19 protein-coding genes and 2 pseudogenes are annotated in these 23,261 nt (G+C 54.8%); 7 read left to right on the top strand and 14 right to left on the bottom strand.

Annotated features, from left to right (window positions below; translation table 11 throughout):
- Positions 1–5 precede the first annotated feature (5 nt).
- Genes ECL_RS14425 through cecR form a run of 4 tightly spaced genes read right to left on the bottom strand, consistent with a single transcriptional unit; the run spans position 6 to position 4,530 of the window.
- Entirely contained in the window at positions 6–1,139 is a 1,134-nt protein-coding gene (locus tag ECL_RS14425; RefSeq protein WP_013097483.1) for an ABC transporter permease, read from the bottom strand.
- Entirely contained in the window at positions 1,129–2,868 is a 1,740-nt protein-coding gene (locus ECL_RS14420; protein ID WP_013097482.1) for an ATP-binding cassette domain-containing protein, read from the bottom strand. Before ECL_RS14420 ends, ECL_RS14425 begins: the two co-directional genes overlap by 11 nt.
- Positions 2,861–3,856 (bottom strand): secretion protein HlyD, encoded by a 996-nt coding sequence (gene hlyD / locus ECL_RS14415; protein WP_013097481.1) that lies wholly within the window; start codon positions 3,854–3,856, stop codon positions 2,861–2,863. Before hlyD ends, ECL_RS14420 begins: the two co-directional genes overlap by 8 nt.
- Positions 3,853–4,530, bottom strand: a complete 678-nt coding sequence (cecR, locus tag ECL_RS14410; protein WP_013097480.1) for a transcriptional regulator CecR — start codon at positions 4,528–4,530, stop codon at positions 3,853–3,855. Before cecR ends, hlyD begins: the two co-directional genes overlap by 4 nt.
- Positions 4,531–4,735: 205 nt before the next feature.
- On the opposite strand from cecR, the gene rhlE reads away from it, so the two are divergent.
- Positions 4,736–6,088: an ATP-dependent RNA helicase RhlE gene (gene rhlE, locus ECL_RS14405; RefSeq protein WP_013097479.1), complete on the top strand. Its 1,353-nt coding sequence runs from the start codon at positions 4,736–4,738 to the stop codon at positions 6,086–6,088.
- 210 nt (positions 6,089–6,298) lie between these two features.
- Here the strand turns inward: rhlE and ECL_RS14395 are convergent.
- A pseudogene (locus tag ECL_RS14395) lies at positions 6,299–6,637 on the bottom strand (endonuclease domain-containing protein); the annotation flags it as partial.
- 170 nt (positions 6,638–6,807) lie between these two features.
- Here ECL_RS14395 and ECL_RS14390 point away from each other — a divergent pair.
- The 4 genes and pseudogenes from ECL_RS14390 to dinG form a co-directional block, all read left to right on the top strand.
- Positions 6,808–7,116, top strand: a pseudogene (locus tag ECL_RS14390) (PAAR domain-containing protein); the annotation flags it as partial.
- Positions 7,117–7,182: 66 nt separating this feature from the next.
- A protein-coding gene (locus ECL_RS14385; RefSeq protein WP_088581786.1) for an IS3 family transposase occupies positions 7,183–8,330 on the top strand; the annotation gives its coding sequence in 2 pieces (ribosomal slippage) (positions 7,183–7,420 and positions 7,420–8,330; 1,149 coding nt in all).
- 111 nt (positions 8,331–8,441) lie between these two features.
- A complete protein-coding gene (locus tag ECL_RS14380) occupies positions 8,442–9,161 on the top strand; it encodes a PAAR domain-containing protein (RefSeq protein ID WP_237707056.1) in 720 nt (239 codons plus the stop codon).
- Positions 9,162–9,802: 641 nt separating this feature from the next.
- Complete coding sequence (gene dinG, locus ECL_RS14375) at positions 9,803–11,980, top strand: ATP-dependent DNA helicase DinG (protein WP_013097478.1); 2,178 nt, start codon at positions 9,803–9,805, stop codon at positions 11,978–11,980.
- Here the strand turns inward: dinG and ECL_RS14370 are convergent.
- The 5 genes from ECL_RS14370 to ECL_RS14350 form a co-directional block, all read right to left on the bottom strand.
- Entirely contained in the window at positions 11,967–12,467 is a 501-nt protein-coding gene (locus tag ECL_RS14370; protein WP_013097477.1) for a fimbrial protein, read from the bottom strand. The genes dinG and ECL_RS14370 overlap by 14 nt on opposite strands.
- Before the next feature lie 10 nt (positions 12,468–12,477).
- Positions 12,478–13,467 (bottom strand): fimbrial protein, encoded by a 990-nt coding sequence (locus ECL_RS14365; RefSeq protein WP_028027902.1) that lies wholly within the window; start codon positions 13,465–13,467, stop codon positions 12,478–12,480.
- 17 nt (positions 13,468–13,484) lie between these two features.
- On the bottom strand, positions 13,485–15,980 hold the full coding sequence (locus ECL_RS14360; protein WP_013097475.1) for a fimbria/pilus outer membrane usher protein: 2,496 nt from the start codon (positions 15,978–15,980) through the stop codon (positions 13,485–13,487).
- Positions 15,981–16,051: 71 nt separating this feature from the next.
- The gene (locus ECL_RS14355) at positions 16,052–16,726 is read right to left on the bottom strand and encodes a fimbrial biogenesis chaperone (protein WP_013097474.1); all 675 of its coding nucleotides are present in this window, start codon (positions 16,724–16,726) and stop codon (positions 16,052–16,054) included.
- 61 nt (positions 16,727–16,787) lie between these two features.
- Positions 16,788–17,324, bottom strand: coding sequence for a fimbrial protein (locus tag ECL_RS14350; protein WP_013097473.1), 537 nt, complete (start codon positions 17,322–17,324; stop codon positions 16,788–16,790).
- A 225-nt stretch (positions 17,325–17,549) separates the two neighbouring features.
- Between ECL_RS14350 and ybiB the strand changes: the two genes are divergently transcribed.
- Positions 17,550–18,512 (top strand): DNA-binding protein YbiB, encoded by a 963-nt coding sequence (ybiB, locus tag ECL_RS14345; protein ID WP_013097472.1) that lies wholly within the window; start codon positions 17,550–17,552, stop codon positions 18,510–18,512.
- 114 nt (positions 18,513–18,626) lie between these two features.
- Here ybiB and ybiJ read toward each other — a convergent pair whose 3' ends face one another.
- From ybiJ to mcbA, 3 genes are all read right to left on the bottom strand, one after another.
- Entirely contained in the window at positions 18,627–18,887 is a 261-nt protein-coding gene (gene ybiJ, locus ECL_RS14340) for a DUF1471 family protein YbiJ (protein ID WP_013097471.1), read from the bottom strand.
- 285 nt (positions 18,888–19,172) lie between these two features.
- Positions 19,173–19,439 (bottom strand): DksA/TraR family C4-type zinc finger protein, encoded by a 267-nt coding sequence (locus tag ECL_RS14335; protein ID WP_013097470.1) that lies wholly within the window; start codon positions 19,437–19,439, stop codon positions 19,173–19,175.
- A 117-nt stretch (positions 19,440–19,556) separates the two neighbouring features.
- Positions 19,557–19,823 carry a DUF1471 family periplasmic protein McbA gene (gene mcbA / locus ECL_RS14330; protein WP_013097469.1) on the bottom strand — a complete coding sequence of 89 codons (267 nt, stop codon included), beginning with the start codon at positions 19,821–19,823 and terminating at the stop codon, positions 19,557–19,559.
- 243 nt (positions 19,824–20,066) lie between these two features.
- On the opposite strand from mcbA, the gene rlmF reads away from it, so the two are divergent.
- Positions 20,067–20,975 (top strand): 23S rRNA (adenine(1618)-N(6))-methyltransferase RlmF, encoded by a 909-nt coding sequence (gene rlmF / locus ECL_RS14325; protein ID WP_013097467.1) that lies wholly within the window; start codon positions 20,067–20,069, stop codon positions 20,973–20,975.
- A 45-nt stretch (positions 20,976–21,020) separates the two neighbouring features.
- On the opposite strand, the gene ybiO is transcribed toward rlmF, so the two are convergent.
- Positions 21,021–23,234, bottom strand: coding sequence for a mechanosensitive channel protein (gene ybiO, locus ECL_RS14320; protein ID WP_013097466.1), 2,214 nt, complete (start codon positions 23,232–23,234; stop codon positions 21,021–21,023).
- Between the last annotated feature and the right edge of the window lie 27 nt (positions 23,235–23,261).

Here is a 23,261-nt window from a genome sequence, read left to right as displayed (position 1 = left end):
GCTCCTTAATCCAGACGCCGTTTGGTTTTCATCCACGTCAGCCCAATAAACATCGCCGCCGACGCCAGCAAAAACAGGGTATTGATAATCAGCACTACCGGAATATTCCCCGCCAGGAACAGGCTTTGCAGCGTGCTGACGAAATAGCGCGCCGGAATTATGTAGGTCACGGCGCGGATCACCGCGGGCATGCTGTCTATCTGGAAGATAAACCCGGACAGCATAATCGACGGTAAAAAGGCGGCGTTCAGCGCCACCTGCGCGGCGTTAAACTGGTTGCGGGTGACGGTGGAGATGAGCAGCCCCATGCCCAACGTGCTCAGCAGGAACAGGCTGGTAATGAAAAAGAGCAGCACCAGCGAGCCGCGGTACGGCACCCCGAGGATAAACACCGAGACCAGCATACAGAGCAGCATCGCCAGCATGCCGAGGAAGTAGTAGGGGATAAGCTTACACAGCAGCAGCTCAAGGCGCGTCACTTCGGTTGAAAGCAGCGCCTCCATGGTGCCGCGCTCCCACTCGCGGGCAATCACCAGCGAAGTCAGGATTGCGCCAATCACCGTCATAATGATGGTGACCGCACCCGGGATAATAAAATGCTGGCTGATGGCGGCAGGGTTAAACCAGTAGCGCATTTGTACGTCGATCAGCGGTTCAAACGTTTCGCCCCGGTCTTCAGCGCGCTGCATCTGCCAGAGCTGCCAGATCCCCTCTACGTAGCCCTGGACAAAGTTGGCGGTATTCGGCTCGCTGCCGTCAGTGATCACCTGGATCGGCGCAGCGGTATTTGTCCGCGCCATGTTGGCGGCAAAATCGACCGGGATCACCACCAGACCGCGGATTTTCCCGGCCTGCATCTTCTGAATAAGCGCTTGCCGGTTGTCGCTGATGGTGGCGTCAATGTAGGGTGAGCCGGTCATGGCGTGGGTGAAATCCAGCGCCTCTTCGCTCTGCTGCTCCAGTAAAATGCCAACCCGCAGCTTGCTGGAGTCGAGGTTGATCCCATAGCCGAAGATAAACAGCAGCAGAAGCGGGATAACCACCGCAATCAGCCAGCTGCTGGGGTCACGCACGATCTGACGCGTCTCTTTGATGCACAGCGCGCGCACCCGGCGCCAGGAAATCGCCTTATTGCGCATCGGCATTCTCCTTATCCCAGTCGTGGATGAGGGTGATAAACGCCTGCTCCATGGTCGGGTCCGGCACCTCGTCGTCTGCGGCCTGGGCTTTCAGGTCATCCGGCGTGCCGTGGGCAATCAGCTTGCCGCGATAGACCAGGCCGATGCGATCGCAATACTCCGCCTCGTCCATAAAGTGGGTGGTTACCATCACCGTTACCCCTTTCTCCACCATGCTGTTGATGTGCAGCCAGAACTCGCGGCGGGTGAGGGGATCAACGCCTGACGTGGGTTCATCCAGAAACAGAATATCGGGCTCGTGCATCAGCGAGCAGGCCAGCGCCAGCCGCTGTTTGAATCCCAGGGGCAGCTCATCCGTGGCGTGGGAAGCGATAGCTGTCAGGCCAAACGCCTCGCTCATGCGGTGGATTTTCTCGTCCTGGGCGCGCCCTCGCAGGCCGTAAACGCCGGAGAAAAAGCGCAGGTTCTGCTCGACCGTCAGGTTGCCGTACAGCGAGAACTTCTGCGCCATATACCCCAGATGCTGGCGCGCCTTGCCGGAGCTGACTTTCAAATCCATATCCAGTACCAGCGCTTTGCCGGACGTAGGCACCAGCAGGCCACACATCATCTTAAAGGTGGTGGATTTCCCCGCGCCGTTTGGCCCGAGCAGGCCAAAAATTTCACCGCGCTTCACCGCGAAATTGACGTTATCGGTGGCGGCGAAATCACCGAATTTTTTGGTCAGGGATTTGGCTTCGATCACCGTCTCACCCGGCGTACCTTCCACCGTGTGCAGGATCGCCCCGAGCGGCGATTCCGAAGTACCCGCTCCGCCCAGCAGATCGATAAACGCGTCCTCAAAGCGGGGAGCCGTCTCTTCCATCTCAATGTCAGGCATGCCCGGCGCGTGACGAATATCCGCTTCGGTCGCCTCTTTGGTCAGGATCACGCGCACCGAACGGCCCTGAATCATCCCGTCGCTGACCTGGGGCAGCTTCAGCACCCGTTGCAGCAGTTTGCGGTTCGACTCCTGCGGGCTGTGCATCAGGAAACTGCGTCCGGCCATGCTTTGGGTCAGCTTCGTCGGTTCTCCCTGATAAAGCAGCTCGCCTTCGTTCATCAGCAGCACATCGCGACACTGCTCGGCTTCATCCAGATAGGAGGTGCTCCAGAGGATCAGCATTCCGTCACCGGCCAGCTCGTGCACCATCTGCCACAGCTCGCGGCGTGAAATCGGGTCCACGCCCACGCCGGGCTCATCCAGCAGCAGCACTTTCGGCTCGCCGACCAGCGTACAGGCCAGCCCCAGCTTTTGCTTCATCCCGCCGGAGAGCTTGCCCGCCAGACGATCGGTGAAGGGACCGAGGGAAGTGAAGGACAGCAGACGGGCGAAAGTCTGCTGACGGGTTTCACCGGTTACGCTACGCAGATCGGCGTACAGATTAAGGTTTTCCATCACCGTCAGGTCTTCATAGAGACCAAACTTCTGCGGCATATAGCCGAGCATGGCGTGGAGTGCACCGTCATCTTTAATCGGATCGAGCCCGAGCACGCTGGCCGCCCCTTCATCGGGCTTAAGCAGGCCTGCCAGCATCCGCATCAACGTGGTTTTGCCTGCGCCGTCCGGGCCAACCAGCCCCGTCACATAGCCTTTCTGGATGGTACAGTTCAGCGGCGCGACGGCCGGTTTTTCCATGCCCGCGAAGCGTTTGACCAGATTGTCGAGCCGGATAACCGCGTCATTCATGTCGTTCCCCGCTGTTCACTTTTACGGTGACTGGCATGCCCTGGCGCAACGCGTCGTCCGCATCGGTGACGATGATGCGCAGGCGATACACCAGGTCGGTACGCAGATCCGGCGTTTCCACCGTTTTTGGCGTGAATTCAGCGGTGGGCGAAACAAAGCCCACTTTGCCGTGATACGGCTTATCCGGACGACCGTCGGTATAGAGCAACAGTTCGCGACCCGGCTGCATCTGGCCGAGGTTTGGTTCATCAATGTAGGCGCGCACCCATACCGGACGGGTGAGCGACAGGGTTAAAACGGTGCTTCCGGCGTTGAGCATGCTGCCGGGCTCCACGGCGCGGGTCATCAGCGTGCCGTCAGACGGTGCCACCAGCGTGGTGTCATGCAGATCGAGTTCCGCCTGGGCCAGTTGGGCCTGCGCCTGTTCAAGGCTGGCTTTGGCCTGGGCGATATCCTGTGGGCGGTTACCGGTGTGGTACTGACTCAGTTTGTCCTGTGCGGATTTCAGCGTTGCCTGAGCCTGATCGCGTGATGAACGGGCGTTTTCCAGATCGTTGGCCGAAATAGTGCGGCTTTTCCACAGCCCCTGCTGGCGGGCATAGAAATTCTGCGCATAGTCATAGGCTGCCTGCGCCTGTTTGACTGCGGCAGCAGCCTGGGCAATCTCTTCGTCACGATAACCGGCCAGCATCAGATCATATTGCGCCTGGGCGACGGAAACCCCGGCTTTTGCCTGCATCAGCGCGTTCTCGTAGGGCGCTTTATCAAGCATCCCCAGCGTCTGCCCGGTTTTGATGGTGTCGCCCTCATCCACGTTAAGCGACGCCAGCCGCCCCCCGACGCGGAAGCTCATATTCACGGTGCGAATATCAACGTTACCGTACAGCGTCAGGCCGCGATCCTGATGGCTTTGATACCACAGCCAGCCACCGACGCCTGCGGCAAGCAAAACAACAACCACCAGAATGATGGCGACAGGTTTTTTCATGACTTCAGGCTCCTTTGCGTTAAGCCTTGCAGGATCAGATCCAGATGACAGGTGATAACCTGGCTAATCTGCGCGGCTTTATCCTCATCAAATTGTGTCCAGCCGGTGCGTAACAGAATCGTTTCTCGCCCCAGACGGAAGGCCAGAATCTCACCCAGCAGGGCGTGGGTATGCAAAATCGTAGCGGTATCGTTGGCGTCTTGCCCGGTATAGGCCGCAATCAGCCGGGTCAGGTGCGTGTGCATCGGGGCAATCACCTGGTCATGCACCAGCTGGTAGGCGGCAGTGGGGAAAAGCTGTTCACGGGATATAAATCGACTCAGGTTCAGCGTGTCGTCGTGCGTCAGCAGGCGGATCATGTTGTGGCAGGCGTTGAGGATCAGCTGGCGGATGGCGTCACGATCGGGCGACGGCTGGCTGAGCAGCGCGGTGGCTTCCTCCACGTGCGGGTGAAACTGCGTGCCAATAAAATCGGCGATCCACTGGGCACAGGCGAGGTATAAATCCTCTTTTGAGCCAAAATAGTAGGGGATAGCCGCAATGTTTTGCCCGGCCTGCGCCGCGATATCCCGGGTGGTGGCGTGTAAGCCATACTCACCAAACTGCGCCAGCGCGGCAGCAATAAGCTGGCTTTTGGCCTGTTCGCCTTTAGAGGTTGTCGGGGTTGTATTCATAGCGGCATTAAAAATTAATCAATCGATTGATTAAGATTATGCCTGATTAGCGAAATCGTCGAGGGAAGGTGGAGGGATATTTTATGCGCCACGTCACAAAAGCTGCTACACTCCGCCCCTTCGCGACATTGTGGTTTTTGTCCTCCTAATTGTTATATCTCCCTGAAAACTACACCTGTGATGGTCGGGGCGGTTCGGAGTTTTTATGTCTTTTGATTCCCTTGGCCTGAACCCGGAAATTCTGCGCGCGATCGCAGAGCAGGGCTACGTTGAGCCAACCCCAATCCAGCAGCAGGCGATCCCTGCCGTTCTGCAGGGCCGTGACCTGATGGCCAGTGCCCAGACCGGGACCGGTAAAACCGCAGGCTTCACCCTGCCACTGTTAGAGCTGCTGGTAAAAAATCAGCCGCACGCGAAGGGGCGTCGCCCGGTTCGTGCGCTGATCCTCACCCCAACCCGCGAGCTGGCGGCGCAGATTGGCGAGAACGTGCGTGATTACAGCCGCTATCTCAACATTCGTTCGCTGGTGGTTTTCGGCGGTGTGAGCATTAACCCACAGATGATGAAACTGCGCGGCGGCGTGGACGTGCTGGTGGCAACGCCGGGCCGTCTGCTGGATCTGGAACATCAGAACGCCGTGAAGCTAGATAACGTCGAAATTCTGGTGCTGGACGAAGCCGACCGCATGCTGGACATGGGCTTTATCCACGATATTCGCCGCGTGCTGGCTAAGCTCCCGCCGCGCCGTCAGAACCTGCTGTTCTCCGCGACCTTCTCCGACGATATCAAAGCGCTGGCTGAAAAGCTGCTGCATAACCCGCTGGAAGTTGAAGTGGCGCGCCGCAACACCGCCTCTGAGCAGGTGACCCAGCACGTGCACTTCGTTGATAAAAAGCGTAAGCGGGAACTGCTCTCCCATATGATTGGTCAGGGTAACTGGCAGCAGGTGCTGGTCTTTACCCGTACCAAGCACGGTGCAAACCACCTGGCGGAACAGCTGAACAAAGACGGTATTCGCAGTGCGGCTATCCACGGTAACAAGAGCCAGGGGGCGCGTACCCGTGCGCTGGCGGACTTTAAATCCGGTGATATCCGCGTGCTGGTGGCCACCGACATCGCTGCCCGTGGTCTGGACATTGAAGAGCTGCCGCACGTGGTGAACTACGAGCTGCCAAACGTGCCGGAAGACTATGTTCACCGTATCGGCCGTACCGGTCGTGCGGCGGCCACTGGCGAAGCGCTCTCGCTGGTCTGCGTGGATGAACACAAACTGCTGCGCGATATCGAACGTCTGCTGAAGAAAGAGATCCCGCGTATTGAAACGCCGGGATACGAAGTGGATCCGTCCATTAAAGCGGAGCCAATTCAGAATGGTCGCCAGCAGCGTGGCGGCGGTGGACGCGGTCAGGGCGGCGGCCGTGGTCAGCAGCAGCCACGCCGTGCCGAAGGCGGCGCGCCGAAGTCGGGCAATAAACCGCCTCGCCGCGACGGCGAAGGGAAACCGGCAGGAGAAGGGCAGCGCCGTCGCCGTCCGCGTAAACCGGCTAACCCACAGTAATCTGGAAGCCCGGCCGTAAAGCCTAATGCCGTTCACTTAAGCCTCACGTGACTTAAAGCTGAACGGATATTTAGGCGGAACATAAAGCACCGAACGATCATATCTTCGGTGCTTTCTTTTTTCCGGCAAAAAGAAGGATTTTACATTTTCCCTCATTCCTTTCAGATGCTTAGGTATATTTACTGCTGTACCTTTACCGCAGACCCGAGCAACCATAGCCCTTAGATTCGTAACGCTAACACCGCATGTTGGCCCAACGAAGCGGCCTCCCTCAGCAGTATTAGCAGAACGATGACCCACAGTACGCCCGCGCCCGGTGCTATGGCAGTGATCCAGCACGGCTGATGCAAGGCGCAGCAGCTTACCTGTCACCGCACTGCGGCGGTATTGATAATTCCATAAGAAGACACGGACAGCTGCCACGTCAGCGCGGCGCAGATCCAGCCGCCCCGAACCATTCATCAGGAAGCGATACACATCTTCGAATACAGCAGCATTTGTAATCCGTTCAGCCAACGGTATGTTGACGAGATACTCCAGATAACCCACAGCCTCACTGTCAAAACGCGAAACAGGGGAATAAACGCCACAGAGGAAGGCAAATCGATATACAGCCCCTCTGATTACCTATCACTTTGTTACAACTGCTCATTTACTCACCAGCGGCAAAAGCCTACACTTTTCTTAAGGATTTCAAACCAACACAGGGATAAAAATAAATGGCTATTGGTCACTACTTATTCAGGGGTGATAAAACGGTTTGCGGTGGTCGGATTATTGAAGGATGTATCGATCATCAGTTTTTCTCTAGAGACATGGCTTGTGAAGGGCATCAAGTGACATGTGGGAAACATGCAGGCAGATTCCGCATAGTGGGAGGGCTTGAAAACGATGAAATACATGGTAAAAGGATTGCCGGAACACTGCACAGCCGTAGCTCTTGCCCCTGCAAATCACGTTTTATCCCTTCTATCTTCGACACTTACGAATTTTCTACAGAGCCAGCGAAAGCTAACACCGCCCAATCTCACTGAATCGCCACGGGTTTAACAGACACCTCAGAGTCATTTAAGATGGCTTAAAGAGAGGTGCCCATGAGCGGTAAGCGTTATCCCGAAGAGTTTAAAACTGAAGCAGTCAAACAGGTTGTTGATCGCGGTTATTCTGTTGCCAGCGTTGCAACACGTCTCGATATCACCACCCACAGCCTTTACGCCTGGATAAAGAAGTACGGTCCGGATTCTTCCGCTAATAAAGAACAGTCAGATGCTCAGGCCGAGATCCGCCGTCTCCAGAAAGAGCTGAAGCGGGTTACCGACGAACGGGACATATTAAAAAAAGCCGCGGCGTACTTCGCAAAGCTGTCCGACTGAGGTACGCCTTTATCCGTGACAACACCTGTTGCTGGCCTGTTCGCCTGCTCTGTCGGGTGCTGGATGTTCATCCCAGTGGTTTTTACGCCTGGCTTCAGCAGCCGCATTCACAACGCCATCAGGCAGACCTGAGACTGACAGGACAGATTAAACAGTTCTGGCTGGAATCGGGATGCGTCTATGGTTATCGCAAAATCCATCTGGATCTGCGGGACAGCGGGCAACAGTGCGGAGTGAACAGAGTCTGGCGACTGATGAAACGTGTCGGGATAAAGGCTCAGGTCGGATACCGGAGCCCGCGGGCACGTAAAGGCGAGGCCAGTATCGTGTCGCCCAACAGGCTCCAGCGACAGTTCAATCCGGATGCTCCGGATAAGCGTTGGGTAACGGACATAACCTACATCAGGACCCACGAAGGCTGGCTGTATCTTGCCGTGGTTGTTGATCTGTTCTCACGCAAAATTATCGGCTGGTCCATGCAATCCCGGATGACAAAGGACATTGTCCTGAACGCACTGCTGATGGCTGTATGGCGCCGTAATCCCCAAAAACAGGTGCTGGTTCATTCGGATCAGGGCAGTCAGTACACAAGCCATGAGTGGCAGTCGTTCCTGAAATCACACGGCCTGGAGGGCAGCATGAGCCGTCGCGGTAACTGCCATGATAATGCGGTTGCAGAAAGCTTTTTCCAGTTGTTGAAACGCGAACGGATAAAGAAAAAGAGCTACGGAACGCGGGAAGAAGCCCGCAGCGATATTTTTGATTACATCGAAATGTTTTATAACAGTAAGCGTCGGCATGGTTCCAGCGATCAGATGTCACCGACAGAATATGAAAACCAGTATTATCAACGGCTAGGAAGTGTCTAGATTATCCGTGGCGATTCACACATCGTTGAGTTTCCCGTTCTCCCTGGCCCGATTGCAGATCCTAAAATTGATAGCTTTGCTGACACCTGCGAGCCAGAAGATAACCCGTTATTGAATGGTGTTTACATCTGGACTGAAGCCACTGACGCAGGACACGCCTTTGTATCCGTACATCAGAATAACTCGATCTACGTATACACTTATGGGCGATTTGGTCGAAGAGGTCCAGCTAACTTTACAGGCGATGGAATACTCAACTTCTTTACCGGAGAGGATGCTCGTAGCTACTACCGTGAAGAACTTTATAAAGTTAATGCTCGGGTATTCAAGATTGATGATACATCCGAAGCTGAGACACGCTCATTGTTTGAAAACCTTTGGAACTCAGGAGCAAAGCCAATCCCTACAGAGAAAATGGGTGAAAGAACCAAACTCAGGGAGAGAGTAATTGACGTCTATGATCTGACTGGTAGCAACTGTACAACGCATACTGTTCAGGTAATTCGTAAATCAGGCTCAAACGTTTTCGAAACAAGCTACACATCGACTACAACGCAATTACCGATTGAAAGCGAGGAAGACTTTGCAGTGCCTTTGTCTCTACAAAATTATCTTATTCGCAAAAGCAGTAGCCTAAGTTCGATGCAAGTAACTGAAGTTACCAACGAATTCAAAGAACAGTATCCAAACATAGACAATTACACTGCTGGTGAAGAAAACGCTATAGAGAAAAACCTTGCAGCGGGAGCCTCAAAATTAGGTTCAGCGTCTGGTTATTCTGGCGGTACGGTTGGTGGCGTCTTGGGGGGGTCATATGACCTTGACGAGTAGAACAAAATTTATCATCCGATGGGGAAGCATAATCACTATTTCTTTCATTTACATAGCATCCATTTTGGTTATTGTTTTAGATTATGGGATAACGAGAAAATACACAGACATACTCAACGAAAAGACGATCACGATTGAAGCCTGTAATGCTGTGGTTGCTGAATTTGATCAGTATTACGACAGACTGATTCATGTTTCGCTCTTCGGTTACGTTGTTACTACCGTGTTGATTCTGCTCATTTTCAAGAAAGTGAGATAATCGCCAAAGGCTGGAGTGATCTAGCCTTGCCCCCTTATCCCTGATTTTAGGCATAACAAACCTAATGTCCGATTGGTGATATACGATCAAGCGGAGTGGCGAGACATCATTCGGGGTTATGTCATTACAACGTGGCTTATCAGGGCGCTCGTGCATCCTCAACAGGAACCGTGAGCCAGACGGAGACAGAGCCTGCATATCGTATTCAGACATAAAAAATCCGGGTTTAGAGGGAATGAACCTGGATTGTCTCTTACTGGCAGGATCGTTCAAATACTATTAAACGATCGGCATTAGGCCGTAAAGCCGGGCTTTTCTTTTTGCGGTGACGAAAATAAAGTGCCACAATAGTGGCTGTTTATACAGTATTTCAGGTTTTCCGATGGCTTTAACCGCGGCGCTGAAAGCGCAGATTGGTGCCTGGTATAAGGCACTCCAGCAGCAGATCCCCGACTTTATCCCCCGGGCACCACAGCGGCAGATGATTGCCGATGTGGCAAAAACGCTCGCCGGTGACGACGGGCGACATCTGGCGATTGAAGCGCCAACCGGGGTCGGTAAAACCCTCTCTTATTTAATCCCGGGCATCGCTATTGCGCGGGAAGAACAAAAGACGCTGGTGATCAGCACCGCTAACGTGGCGCTACAGGATCAGATCTTCAGCAAAGACCTGCCGCTGCTGCGCAAAATTATCCCCGAGCTGCGTTTTACCGCCGCCTTTGGCCGCGGACGTTATGTCTGCCCGCGTAACCTGGCGGCGCTCGCCAGCAGTGAGCCCACCCAGCAGGATCTGCTGGCGTTTCTTGATGACGAACTGACGCCAAACAACAAGGCGGAGCAGGAACAGTGTGCGAAGCTGAAAGCCGATCTCGACAGCTACAGGTGGGACGGTTTGCGCGATCACACCAGCCAGGCCATCGGCGATGATTTATGGCGCAGGCTCAGCACCGATAAAGCCAGTTGCCTCAACCGTAACTGTCACTACTACCGCGAGTGCCCGTTTTTTGTCGCCCGGCGGGAGATCCAGGAAGCGGAAGTGGTGGTCGCCAATCATGCGCTGGTGATGGCGGCGCTGGAGAGCGAGGCGGTGCTGCCGGAGCCGAAAAACCTGCTGCTGGTGCTTGATGAAGGCCACCATTTGCCTGACGTAGCCCGGGATGCGCTGGAGATGAGTGCTGAAATCACGGCCCCGTGGTTCCGCCTGCAGCTCGATCTGTTCTGCAAGCTGGTGGCCACCTGCATGGAGCAGTTCCGTCCCAAAACCACGCCGCCGCTGGCGGTGCCCGAGCGTCTGAGTGAACACTGTGAAGAGGTCTACGGCCTTATCGCATCCCTGAACAACATTCTGAATCTGTATCTCCCGGCGACTCAGGAGGCAGAGCACCGTTTTGCCATGGGGGAGTTGCCGGACGAGGTGATGGAGATTTGCCAGCAGCTGGCGAAGCATCTGGAAAAGCTGCGCGGCCTGGCCGAGATGTTCTTAAACGATCTCAGTGAAAAGACCGGCACCCATGACGTGGTGCGTTTGCACCGTATTCTGCTGCAAATGAACCGTGCGCTGGGCATGTTTGAAGCGCAAAGCAAACTCTGGCGACTGGCCTCTATGGCGCAGGCGTCCGGCGCGCCGGTCACCAAATGGGCCACCCGCGAAGTGAGAGACGGGCAGGTACACCTCTTTTTCCACTGCGTGGGCATCCGCGTGGCCGATCAGCTGGAAAAGCTGATCTGGCGTAGCGTGCCGCACGTGGTGGTAACGTCAGCGACCTTGCGTTCCCTGAACAGCTTCTCGCGGCTGCAGGAGATGAGCGGCCTGAAGGAAAAAGCGGGGGACCGCTTCGTGGCGCTGGACTCGCCGTTTAATCACTGCGAGCAGGGCAAGCTGGTGATCCCGCGCATGCGCTATGAGCCGCTTATCGATAACGAAGAGCAGCATATTGCCGAAATGGCCGCCTATTTCCGCGAACAGCTGGAGAGTAAAAAATACCCCGGCATGCTGGTGCTGTTTGCCAGCGGACGCGCCATGCAGCGCTTTCTGGAACATGTTACCGATCTGCGTTTACTGCTGCTGGTGCAGGGCGATCAGCCGCGCTATCGGCTGGTAGAGCTCCACCGCCAGCGCATCGATAACGGCGAGCGCAGCGTGCTGGTGGGGTTACAGTCTTTTGCGGAAGGTCTGGATCTGAAGGGCGACTATCTGACCCAGGTGCATATTCATAAAATCGCTTTCCCGCCCATCGACAGCCCGGTGGTGATCACCGAAGGAGAATGGCTGAAAAGCCTCAACCGCTATCCGTTTGAGGTACAAAGTCTTCCGGCGGCGTCGTTTAACCTGATTCAGCAGGTGGGTCGTCTGATTCGTAGCCACGGCTGCTGGGGCGAAGTGGTGATCTACGACAAGCGTCTGCTCACTAAAAAATACGGTCAGCGCCTGCTGAATGCCCTGCCGGTGTTCCCGATAGAACAGCCGGAGGTGCCTGAAATAAAAAAACGCCCGGCAAAACAGACTGCCGGGCGTCGGAAAAGCATCCGTGCTAAGGGGCGCGGTCCTACTGGTAAGTAAAGGTGGCCTGAACAACGCTGTTGAAGGTACCCGCCGTCACAGGCAGGGCGGTAGCGTAATAGCGTGCCGCCATGGGAAAATCGGCGGTGTGGGTACCGGCGTCAATCACCACGCTAAAGCGGGCTTCGGGGGCAAGCACGATGTAATCCAGACGGTCGGCCAGCTCTAATGCCACTCCTTTGGCGGTGCCACTATTGGCGAATTTAAAGGGGTGGTCCGTATCGCGGGGGCCGTCAACGCTGATGGTGGCAGCCGTCAGGGTGGGCGGACAATTGGTGAGCTTTAAATCGAAGTTTTTCCACGGGCCGGTGTCGCCGATATCCTTAAAATCACTGGCGACGGCCTGTCCCAGATCCACCACCATGTTCTGGCTGGCGCTGTCTACCTGGCAGGTGGTGTCGTAAATATTCCCTTCGATATTGAGCGTGACGTCGGTCGCGCCCGCAGAGAGGCTCGTCAGAGCGAGCAAAAGGGATAACGTTTTCATCTTCGCTCCGTTACTGGTATTCAAGATCGATGGTGGCAATCGTATTGGCTTTCCCCGCTGTGACGCTGGCATCCGTCTGGTAATACTGCACCGCGAAGGGGATCACATCCGGAACGCCTGGTTCGGCTCTTCCACCCACCGGGATTGGGTAGTCGTATTTAAGATCGACACCGTCAAGCAGCATTCTCACCCCCACGCCCGTGGCGCTGTCGCTGCCTGGCGTCAGGTTCAGGACATCTGCATACTGGCTGTTTATGCCATTTGCACTGGTTACCGAGGCCGTAAGATTGACCTCTTCGGTACAGGTGGCGGTGATGTTGAAATACTTCCAGGCCGTATAGCTGCCCACGTGGGTAAATTGCGACACCGGGAAATTGCCGAGGGTCACCGTCAGATTTAACGGATCAATAGAACAGGTCGCCGTTCTTTCGCTGACCGTGGCGGAATAGTGGCTGGTATTACGTGCACCAGAAATCCCCACAGAGTTAAAAACCCCGAACCCATAGGGATCCTGCGCGAGCGAAAGGGTACCGCTACCGATATGTGATGCCGTTTTGATTAACCGCTGGGTGTAGCTGAAAGAAAATGTTTGTCCGCTGTCGCTGCTGACCGTCCCGATGGGCGTGGCGGTTGTATCGCATGAGTACCCTTTGCCGCGAACGATCTGCCCGCTGCTGTTCAGAAGCTCAATGCCGATGCCGTCAACATTGGTGGTGTACACGCCCGGCATGCCAGGCACTTCCGTTCCCGTTCCGTAATAGCAGGAAATAAGGGTGTGATTCGTCATCGTGCCGGTACAGCTGCCGTTAACGGTATGGGTCTTTGCCGAACCCGGGATGACGCCGCCAATATCGAGTGTTGTGGGTACAGAAAGCGTGCCCGCATCAAGAGTATAAGGCAGATCGGCGCTGTCACAGGAGGTTGCCGCCTGGGCATGCGGCACCAGACACGCGCTCGTGAGTAAAACCAGCAGTGCGAAGACATATCTACACATGTTCATTTTTTCCTCGGGAAGGGTCATACACACTGCGCCGTAACGTTAAGAACAGGGCCGTCGGCTTTGGTGGGCAGGTGATAAGTTGCCTTGCAATGGCTGTCGGCGGTTTTCCCCCAGCTGACGTTAACCGTACCTGTCTCGTGCATACCGGTGAGGTACACCTGCCCGCCGTCGCCTACGATAAATTCACCGTCCTGATGGGCCTGAGATGCCGTTGCGCCAAAGGGGATCGGGCGACCATCCGCGCGTTTTAGTATCATCAACACCCGACTGCCTACGTGGGTTTCATAATGTGCTCGCACGATGGCGCCGCGCGTTGGGGTCACCGTTTTGGCGGCCTGGTCGATATCGGCATTTTCCGGCAAGGTTTCGGTGTTCAGCGCGAGGGTGTTGTGACGGTATGGCGAAACGTACGGCACAATGGCATAGCCGCGAAAATCGGTGTTAATGCCTGTCTGATTGGTGACATTGGTGTCGTCTGCGCCCGGCGCTTCGATCAGCGCAGCGGTCTCACCCATCGGCTGACCAAGGGTGATGCCATGCGCATGGGCGATCATGCTGCCCTGAAGACCGACATTGAGCTGTTGTTGCTGGTTATCCTGGGAATACCCGGCGCTCACTTCGCCGTAGGTGCCTTTATAATCGGTATTCAGACTGGTGCTGTCACCACTGCTCTGACTATGGCCCTGCTGAACCCCCCAACTGAGGTTATTACCGGCCAGCGCCGTGCCGTTCAGACCTACGCTTTGGGTTGTTTCGTGCTTCGTGCTGTTCAGGTTGTAGTTCACCCAGGTGTTGCTGAGCCAGCGATCGAGCGGAACGGAGACGTTAAATGCGATCGTCTGCTCGCTGGTTTTCTCATTATTATCATCCCCGCTGTCACGCGTGTTTTTATCCAGTCCGTAACTGAGACCGTAGCTGATGCCGTGCCAGGAGTTGTTGTAGCCGAGGTTCAGTGAGGTCATCCCCTGGCTTGAATTCCAGTAGTTCTCTTTGACCAGGCTTAACGTCAGGGAACCAAACGCCCCGCCCAGGGACTGGTCGACAGTCGCCTCCTCGCGGCTGCGGCGCGTGTCCGGCGTTTCCCAGTCGTCATTACGGGTATGGGAATCCAGCGTGTCCTGCAGGGTGTAGAACCCCTTGCTGTTATAGCGATAGCCAGCAATGGAAAAATGGGTACCGGTGGTGGCGAAATCTTTGCTGTAGCGGATGCGCCAGGAGCGCCCACGAGTGGGGTCCTGATCCTGCATCTCTGATTTGGCGTCGGTGACATCCACCGAAAAGGCCCCGAGATCGCCGATATTCTTGCCGACCCCCAGCGCCAGCGCATCGTAATACTGGCTTGCCTGCACGCCGCCGTAGACCGTAAAGCCGTAAGGCAAGCCGTAGATTGCCGTACCCTGCATAAACGGAGTTTTTTCGACGTCGTTGTCATAGCTGCGATAGCGCCCCGCGGTGAGGCTGTATTTAAAGCGGCCTTCACGCTGCAACACCGGCACTGACGCATAAGGCACCACAAAATGCTGTTCGCTGCCGTCCGTCTCTTTCACGGTGACTTTCAAATCGCCGCTTCCGCCGGTGGGGTAGAGATCGTTAATCTCGAACGCGCCGGGAGCGACATAGTTCTGGTAAATGACGTAACCATTCTGGCGAACGATAACCTGGGCGTTACTGTGCGCCGTACCGCGGATCACCGGCGCAAAGCCCTTCATGCTGTCCGGGAGCATGTCGTCATCCGAGGCGATCTGCGCCCCGGTGTAAGAGATGCTGTCAAATACGTCGAAAGGGGAAGAGCTTTGGCCGAATGTGACGTTGCCGCCAAGGGCGATAATATCGCGCTGGGCGTAGGTATAGACCGAAGAAAACTGGCTCTCTGCGTCACCGTCACCGCTGGTTTTGCTCCAGGTGGAGTAGTTACGAAAACGCCACGCCCCGAGGTTAAGACCCGGACGCAGGTTAAGAAACTCGCTGCGCTGATCGCTACCGTTTTCACCTTTGCCGCGGTTGTTCCCGGCGGCGAAGCTGTAATTGAGCAGCAGGGCGTTAATTCCCTCGTCATACTCCTGCGGGTCGACGTAATCACGCGGTACCTGGATAATCGCGGTCTGGGGAATGCTTAACAGCAGCTGCTGCGGATTAACATGAAACGTTGCGCTGGCGGAGGGGATCACGCTCAGGTCAATGCACTGCGCCTTATCGTCCTGCCCGAATTTTTCGATATTAATACCGAAGCTTTTTAGCTGGGCAGCGCTAAGGCACGGCTGCAGGGTTGATTTACCGCTGGCGTCTTTCTTAAGCGTGAACTCAATCTCTTTGCTTGCCACTTTATTATTGTTGACGTAAACGTCAACGTGATATTTACCGGGAGCCTGACCGGGACCAATCTCATAGATACTGAGGTCGGTTTTACCCTGGCCTGGGTTATCAATATCCAGTAGCGCCGGGTTGAAATAATCATCGGCCAGAACTTTTTGCACACACACACCCAACAGCGTGCAGCCCAATGCAATAAGCATTGAGCGTCCGTGCTGTTTGGGTGGTTCGGTGGAGTAGTCCCAGCTCATAATGATTTTCGCTATTCCAGACGTTATTTAATCTGTGCGCTATAGGACTGGCTAATACCGCCGTAATCATTGATGATTTTCCAGCTCACGGTGTGTGCTGTAATATTTCCTGGTGTCGCGAAATGGGTTTCACTTTTTGGGCCGGCATAGGTGGCTTTATCGACCTTTTTACCGTCGAGCGTTATTTCCTGGAAATTCATATAAAACGGCGTGGGGTTTTCGACAATCAGCTGGTTTCCCCGGGTGTGCCAGGATAATTGCGTGGCGACATTTTCCGGTTTTCCGGTAATACCTGACGGGCGATAAAGCAGCTTAATGCGGGTTTTAATCGCAATCTGCAGCGTATTAACGCTCTCATTACGCGCAGAAGAGGGGATCGATTTAATATTCAACCAGAACAGCGATTCGCGATCGGCAGGTAAGTTTCCCCCGGTTCTGATGATGCGCAGAACGTTCTCTTGCTTCGCATCAAGGCGAAACAGCGGCGGCGTGATCAGAAACGGTGCTTTCTCACGTGCGTTATCTTCCGTTTCGACCCATGACTGCACCAGATAATCGAGATTGTCCGGGTTGGTGATCCCAATAGAGGATTCTTTTTTACTTTCTGGGTAGACCACGCGCGTGCCGCCAATGGTAATACCCGCATGGGCAACGGAGGCAATAAATAAAAAAGAGGAGGCCAGAAGATATTTTCGCATAGTGACACCGTAATAAAGCAATAACAGATATTAGCCACTGGGGTAGCTAATATCTGTTTTATTAGTTGTAAACGATAGTGAAGGTAGACGCGGCATTCGCCAGTCCGGCAGACACCGTTCCTCCGGTCTGGATATAACGTGCGCCAAACTGCAGATCGTTTGTTGTGGTACCTGGCGTGAGCGTATACGCAGCAGAGGCCGTATATAAGCTCAGTGGATTTTCCGTTTTATCCAGCAACTGAACACCCACTCCTGACGCCGAGCCGGTTCCTGATGTCACAGCAAGAATATCTTTGTTGTTACTGTCAGGCGTCCCGCCGAATGTCACCGAGGCGCTGGTAACCGTTTCAGGACAATCTTTTAACTGAATACTAAAGCGGGTTGTCGAGGTCGTCGAACCACTTCCGGTAAATGCAGATTTAGACACCTTACCTAATGAAACATTAAGCGGATTGCTTAAACCGTTTACCACAGTACATGCAGAATCAATAATCTCACCTGTGAAATTAATTTGACCTTCACCACTGGACGCAAATACAGAAACGGAAGCACACGCCATCCCGGCGGCGATCCCCGCAATAATCATTTTTTTTTTCATTTAAATCCTCTGAATGAAAGTATGGCACTTCAGGTATTAATCATCACGAGGCTGATTAATTCGGCATGAACTATCGCTGAGAACTATTTTTCGTTCAATTTATCTTCAGACCATTTTTACCCTCGAAGGGCGTTTGTCAGGGGGTCGGGAGAGAAAGGAAAATGATTACCCGCCAGGCATTTATCAGGGCTATAGTATCTGCAAAGAGCCGCAAGGAGAGATGTCGTGGACTATCGTAAAATTATCAAAGAGGTAGGGCGGGGGAAAAACCATGCCCGCGACCTGGATCAGGAAACGGCCCGTGCGCTGTATACCCATATGCTTAACGGCGACGTGCCCGATCTGGAGATGGGCGGTATCCTGATTGCGCTACGCATTAAAGGTGAAGGCGAAGCGGAGATGCGCGGTTTCTATGACGCGATGCAGGCGCAAACGCTGCGCTTAACGCCACCGGTAGCCAGACCGATGCCGATTGTCATCCCTAGTTACAACGGCGCGCGCAAACAGGCGAATCTGACGCCTCTGCTGGCTATTCTGCTGCATAAGCTCGGGTTCCCGGTAGTTGTCCATGGCGTTAGCGAAGATCCGACTCGCGTCCTGACGGAGACCATTTTCGGCATGTTAGGTATCGAGCCGACCCTGCACGCCGGACAGGCACAGGCAAAGCTGGATGGTCATCAGCCGGTCTTTATTCCGGTTAAGGCGCTCTGTCCACCGCTGGAAAAACAGCTGGATATGCGCTGGCGCATGGGCGTGCGCAATAGTGCGCACACCCTGGCGAAACTGGCGACGCCGTTTGGTGAAGCGGATGCCCTGCGCCTCTCCAGCGTATCGCACCCGGAGTATGTCACGCGGGTGGGCAAGTTCTTTGAAGATATCGGCGGCAAGGCGCTGCTGATGCACGGCACCGAAGGGGAAGTTTACGCCAATCCGCAGCGCTGCCCGCAGCTGGTGCTGATTGATGCCGCCGGCACGCGACCCGTGCTGGAGCGGGGTGAAGAGAATGTGGATGTGGTGTTGCCGGAGGCAAAAGATCCGCACACGACTGCGCACTGGATTGAGCAGTGCCTTGCCGGCAATGTCCCTGTTCCGCACGCCCTTAAGCTGCAGATGGCCTGCTGCCTGCTGGCAACCGGGGAAGTGGAGTCTGTGCAGGCGGGGTTAGCCCGTGTGGAACAGGCGTTTTAGGCAAAAAAAAGCCCGTCCAGTGGCGGACGGGCAAGCAAGGGTAACAACAGGGTCAATGAGGGTTGGAGCAGCTCACCAGAGGGTATGGTGAGGGTGGAGCATTAATTCAGTCGATTATTTGTAGATAACCGCGGTACCGCTCAGCTTGTTATTGCCGTTAGCGGAGGTGATGGTGTATCCGCTTGCACCGGCCGCTGCCGCTTTCTCAGCCAGTTTGGCTTCCAGACCGTCCAGCGTGGTTGCGCCATCAGCACTCACCACACCTACTTTATTCATGTTCTGTGCCTGAGCAGAAGAAACGGGCTCTACAGCGAAAGCGCCAAAAGACAGAGCGGACAGGGCAACAGCAGCAACAGCATATTTGATGGTTTTCATAATTAATCTCTCGCAGGTTTTTCTGTTAAGGGGACGATGTTCCGTCGATGTGATAAGTATCACGTTTTTTTTCGGCAGATAAAATCGAAGAGAATTGACGTGGTTGCTCAAAAAAATTGAATGACAAATAACTTATTGAATATTAATAAATTCAGAAGGGCAATTTACAGTTCTTGTCGCTCCGGTTTACAGACGCATGATTCATGGCACATTTTGCTACGCGCCTGTTAAAAAATCGTGAGCGTAAAGGAAATCGCTTGCGCGGTGAACTTCGGTAAAGGAAAGTCAACGTAACTGGCTGTCTTTCGATCCTCTGCGATTATATCCTGAATGTGATTTATTTTTTGAATCTTTATTCTGCTGGCAGGAGACGCATAACCGTACGCCGGGCATGGCTTTACGGCGCGCTTCCGGAATCGTTTCTCCGCACTCTTCACATTCCGTTAAACTTTCCCCGCGCGGAATTTCACCGCGAGCACGGGCAACGGCATCTTCAATGGTACTGTTGATCTGTTCGTTAACGGCGTCATCATTCGCCCATCCGGAAGCCATGGCTTATCCTCACGTTCGGTGTGTATCTTATTAATGTGGGGTCAAAAAACGTACAGTCAAGACAGGGGGTGAGAACTGCATCTGTCAGCCAGATGCAGTGGTTCTCGGAAGGGGAACTTATTTATAGATGGTTGCTGTGCCATACATATGGTTATCGCCGCCAGCGGAATTCACCACGAAGCCTTTCGCACCTTCTTCGCGCGCTTTTTCGGCCAGCTTGTTTTGCAGATCGTCAAGGTTACTTGCACGGCTTACCGAGACGGTGCCTGCGGGGCGCAGCTGGCTGGTATCGGTACTTTCGGTCAGTGACTGAACGGCCATGGCAGAAAATGACGCACTCGCCAGCGCGCCAGCGATAACAACAAGAGTCAGGTATTTTTTCATAATCACATCCTCAGGGGGAAACAACAGGTGATTCCCTTTAAGTTTAGAAGCCTGACGAGTGTGATTTAGCGCAAAAATTTGATGATGATCTGCTTATTTTTTGAACGATATAAATTGACAATTCGCTGACAGATCAGCGACATAAAGGTCACTGATTTATGGCGTTTTTTTGCGCACAGCAGAGAGATATTTACCGTTGCTCCCGGACAGGGTATCTTACGCCGCTGTTTAAAGGAGAATGCCATGACTTCCAAGCCGGGATTACACCCGCGAAATCGCCACCGCAGCCGCTATGACATGAAGGCGTTATGCCAGAGCTGCCCTCCGCTGCAGGACTACATCGTGCAGACCCCAGCCGGTGAGCCTTCGGTCAACTTTGCCGACCCGCAGGCGGTAAAAATGCTGAATAAAGCCCTGCTGGCGCATTTTTACGGCGTTACGCACTGGGATATCCCGGAAGGCTTTCTCTGCCCGCCCGTGCCGGGGCGTGCCGATTATCTCCACTATCTTGCCGATCTTCTGGCTGACGATCGTGGCGGCGTTATTCCTCAGCAGGCCACGGTTCTGGATATTGGGACCGGCGCGAACCTGATTTATCCGCTCATCGGCGTGCATGAATATCACTGGCGCTTTACCGGGAGCGAAATTGGCGCTGAGGCGTTTGCCAGCGCGCAGGCGATCATTAATGCCAATCCTGGCTTAAGTCGGTCTATTCGCTTACGCCGTCAGAAAGATGCCGCCTCTATTTTCAACGGCATTATCCACAAGAACGAGCACTACGACGCCACCCTCTGCAACCCGCCATTCCATGATTCAGCGGCTGCCGCCCGCGCCGGGAGCGAACGTAAGCGTCGCAATCTGGGTCAGGCTGAAGATGGCGCGCTCAACTTCGGCGGCCAGCAGCAGGAGCTGTGGTGCGAAGGGGGCGAGGTGGCGTTTATCCTGCGCATGATCGCGGAAAGTAAACAGTTTGCCCGCCAGGTGAAATGGTTTACCACCCTGGTTTCGCGCGGCGATAACCTGCCGCCGCTCTACCGCGCGCTGACCGAAGCCGGTGCCGTGAAGGTGGTGAAAAAAGAGATGGCGCAGGGACAAAAACAGAGCCGCTTTATCGCCTGGACGTTTATGGACGATAACAAACGTCGCAAATAGCACGCCGTCGTAAGCCGGGTAAGGCGAAGCCGCCACCCGGCTCGGTTACAGCGTCGGCTCCTGCGGAGGGAGCGGCGAGGCAGGCGGCGGCAGCACCTGATACGTCTGCACCGGCATACGCACATCCGCCAGATCAAAGTGTTTTTTCACCATGCTGTCGAGGGCAAAACGTACCGTCCACTGTTTGAGCGGCTGGGTGGTGAACGACACGCGCAGGGTAAAGGCGGTGTTGGTCAGCCCGACAATACCGGCAAACGACGGCTCGCCAATCACCAGGCCGCGAATATCCTCCATGGTCATCATCTCATCTACCGCATCCCGCAGCGCCTGTTTGGCTTTATCGGCATCTTCATGACGATCGACATCGTAATTTGCCACCACCGAGCCAATACCCCGGACGAAGTTGGCGAAGGTGGTAATCGATGACCACGGAATAATGTGGTACGCCCCGGTGTCCTGGCGCACGCCGACGGATCGAATCGACATTCGCTCAACGGTGCCGGTCAGCGGCCCGATGGTCACCAGATCCCCGGTGTTCATGCCGTTTTCAAACTGAATAAAGATACCGGTGATAATGTCCTTCACCAGCGTCTGCGAGCCGAAGGAGATAGCCAGACCCAGCGCACCCGCACCGGCCAGCAGTGGCGCGATATTCACGCCGATTTCCGAAAGCACAATCATAATCGTGATGGTACTGATGATAACCGCCAGCGCGTTGCGGAACAGGGTGAGCAAGGTGCGGGCACGCGCGCTTGGCAGCGGCCTGCCGTGAATGTCAGAGACCAGGCGGTTCTCAATCAGGCTGGCCAGCAGCGTCCAGCCTACGGCAGAGAAGAACAGGATCAGCGCGATGCGAATTAAAATATCAACGGTCTTTTCCCCCGCGCCGTTGTGCAGCCAGTTCCAGAAATCGAACAGTCCCCAGGCATTGAGCAGCAGCATAATCGCCACACAGACGGTGAGAATGCGCGCCACCTTCAGTGAAACCGAAAGCCAGCCGTTCACCCGTTTTTGCAGCTCCGGGTAATTGCGCTGGACCTGCGCAGACAAGGTAATGGTTTTCGATAGCCAGCGAGAGAGCAGGCCAGAAACAAAGGCCGCGACGCCAATAATGGCCAGGCTTTTAAACGTGGCACCCATCATAAATTTCAGGCTGTTGCCGGGATCGAACAGCGAGAAGAAGCACAGCACAATGAAGTAAGCGCTGGCCAGCCAGTGCCACACCATGGCAAAAGCGCGAATAAAGAGGCTAAAGAACGAGAGGGAACGGTCAGCCAGGTGCAGCAAGCTCTCGGTGATCGTCTTTTTGTTATGGAAGATGAGGTAGAGCGCCCAGACGGTAATGCAGATCATAATCAGCACATTCGCCAGCGCACCAGACTGGACGTTCACCTGGTTGGAGATGATTGGCACGGCAACCAGCAGACCATAACCAATCAACCCGCTGAGCACGCTCAGACGCAGCGCCCAGTATCTGGCGCTGCTATCCCGAATAGTGAAAGGGCGAAGATCCGGCACGCGTGGGCAAAATATCAGCCGCAGCAGCGCCTTAAAGAACTCAATTACGGCGAAGGCATTCAGAAACAGCGCCTGCTGGAAGGCGATAGTTTTGTTGCCGGTATTCAGCCTGTCGGCCAGCAATTGCCCTGTAAACAACGTCAGCGCCAGCAGCAGTAAATCAATGATAAACGCGGCGGCGATCATCAGCGGCAGATGCAACCAGCTGCTTTTCTGCTGATTCTTCTTGCGACCCCATTGCCCCATTTTTCGGTACAGGGGCCACGCACACAGGCGCACCAGCCAGTAAAAAATGAAGACGGTGGACGCCAGCAGTAAAAATTGCGTGGCAGCCGCGGTAAACGTCCGGGGGTTAAAGGGCTTGTGCGAAGAGCCCATCAGGTTGCGATAGAGCTGGGCAAAGCGCGAGGAGAGGGCATCGGCATAGTGGCGGCTAACCTCAGTCACATTTTCCAGCACCGTTTTTTGCTCTTCTACCGGCGGCGGGGTGATGGTTGGAACGGGCTCCTGGGGCGGTGTGGCGGCAATTTTTCGCAGCTGATCGACTAACTCTTGCCGGGAGGTGTCGTTTTCCAGCACATCGGCAAGGGCACTGTAGGCGGCTTTTTTCTCTTCTGCATCCGGTTCCGGTGGAGGCGTTTTTTGCTGCGCAGTGGACGTTCCGGTGGTGACGCCGGGGATAGCAACGGCTATCGATGGCGCACTAAACAAGCTAAGCAACAACAGCAGGATCCACGGCACGGTGCCCTCCGGTGAAAATGTCGAACA

Source organism: Enterobacter cloacae subsp. cloacae ATCC 13047, from assembly GCF_000025565.1.
Lineage (GTDB): Bacteria > Pseudomonadota > Gammaproteobacteria > Enterobacterales > Enterobacteriaceae > Enterobacter > Enterobacter cloacae.
The sequence above is the reverse complement of the archived record's forward strand: the minus strand, read 5'-3'. Positions and strand labels throughout refer to the sequence as shown.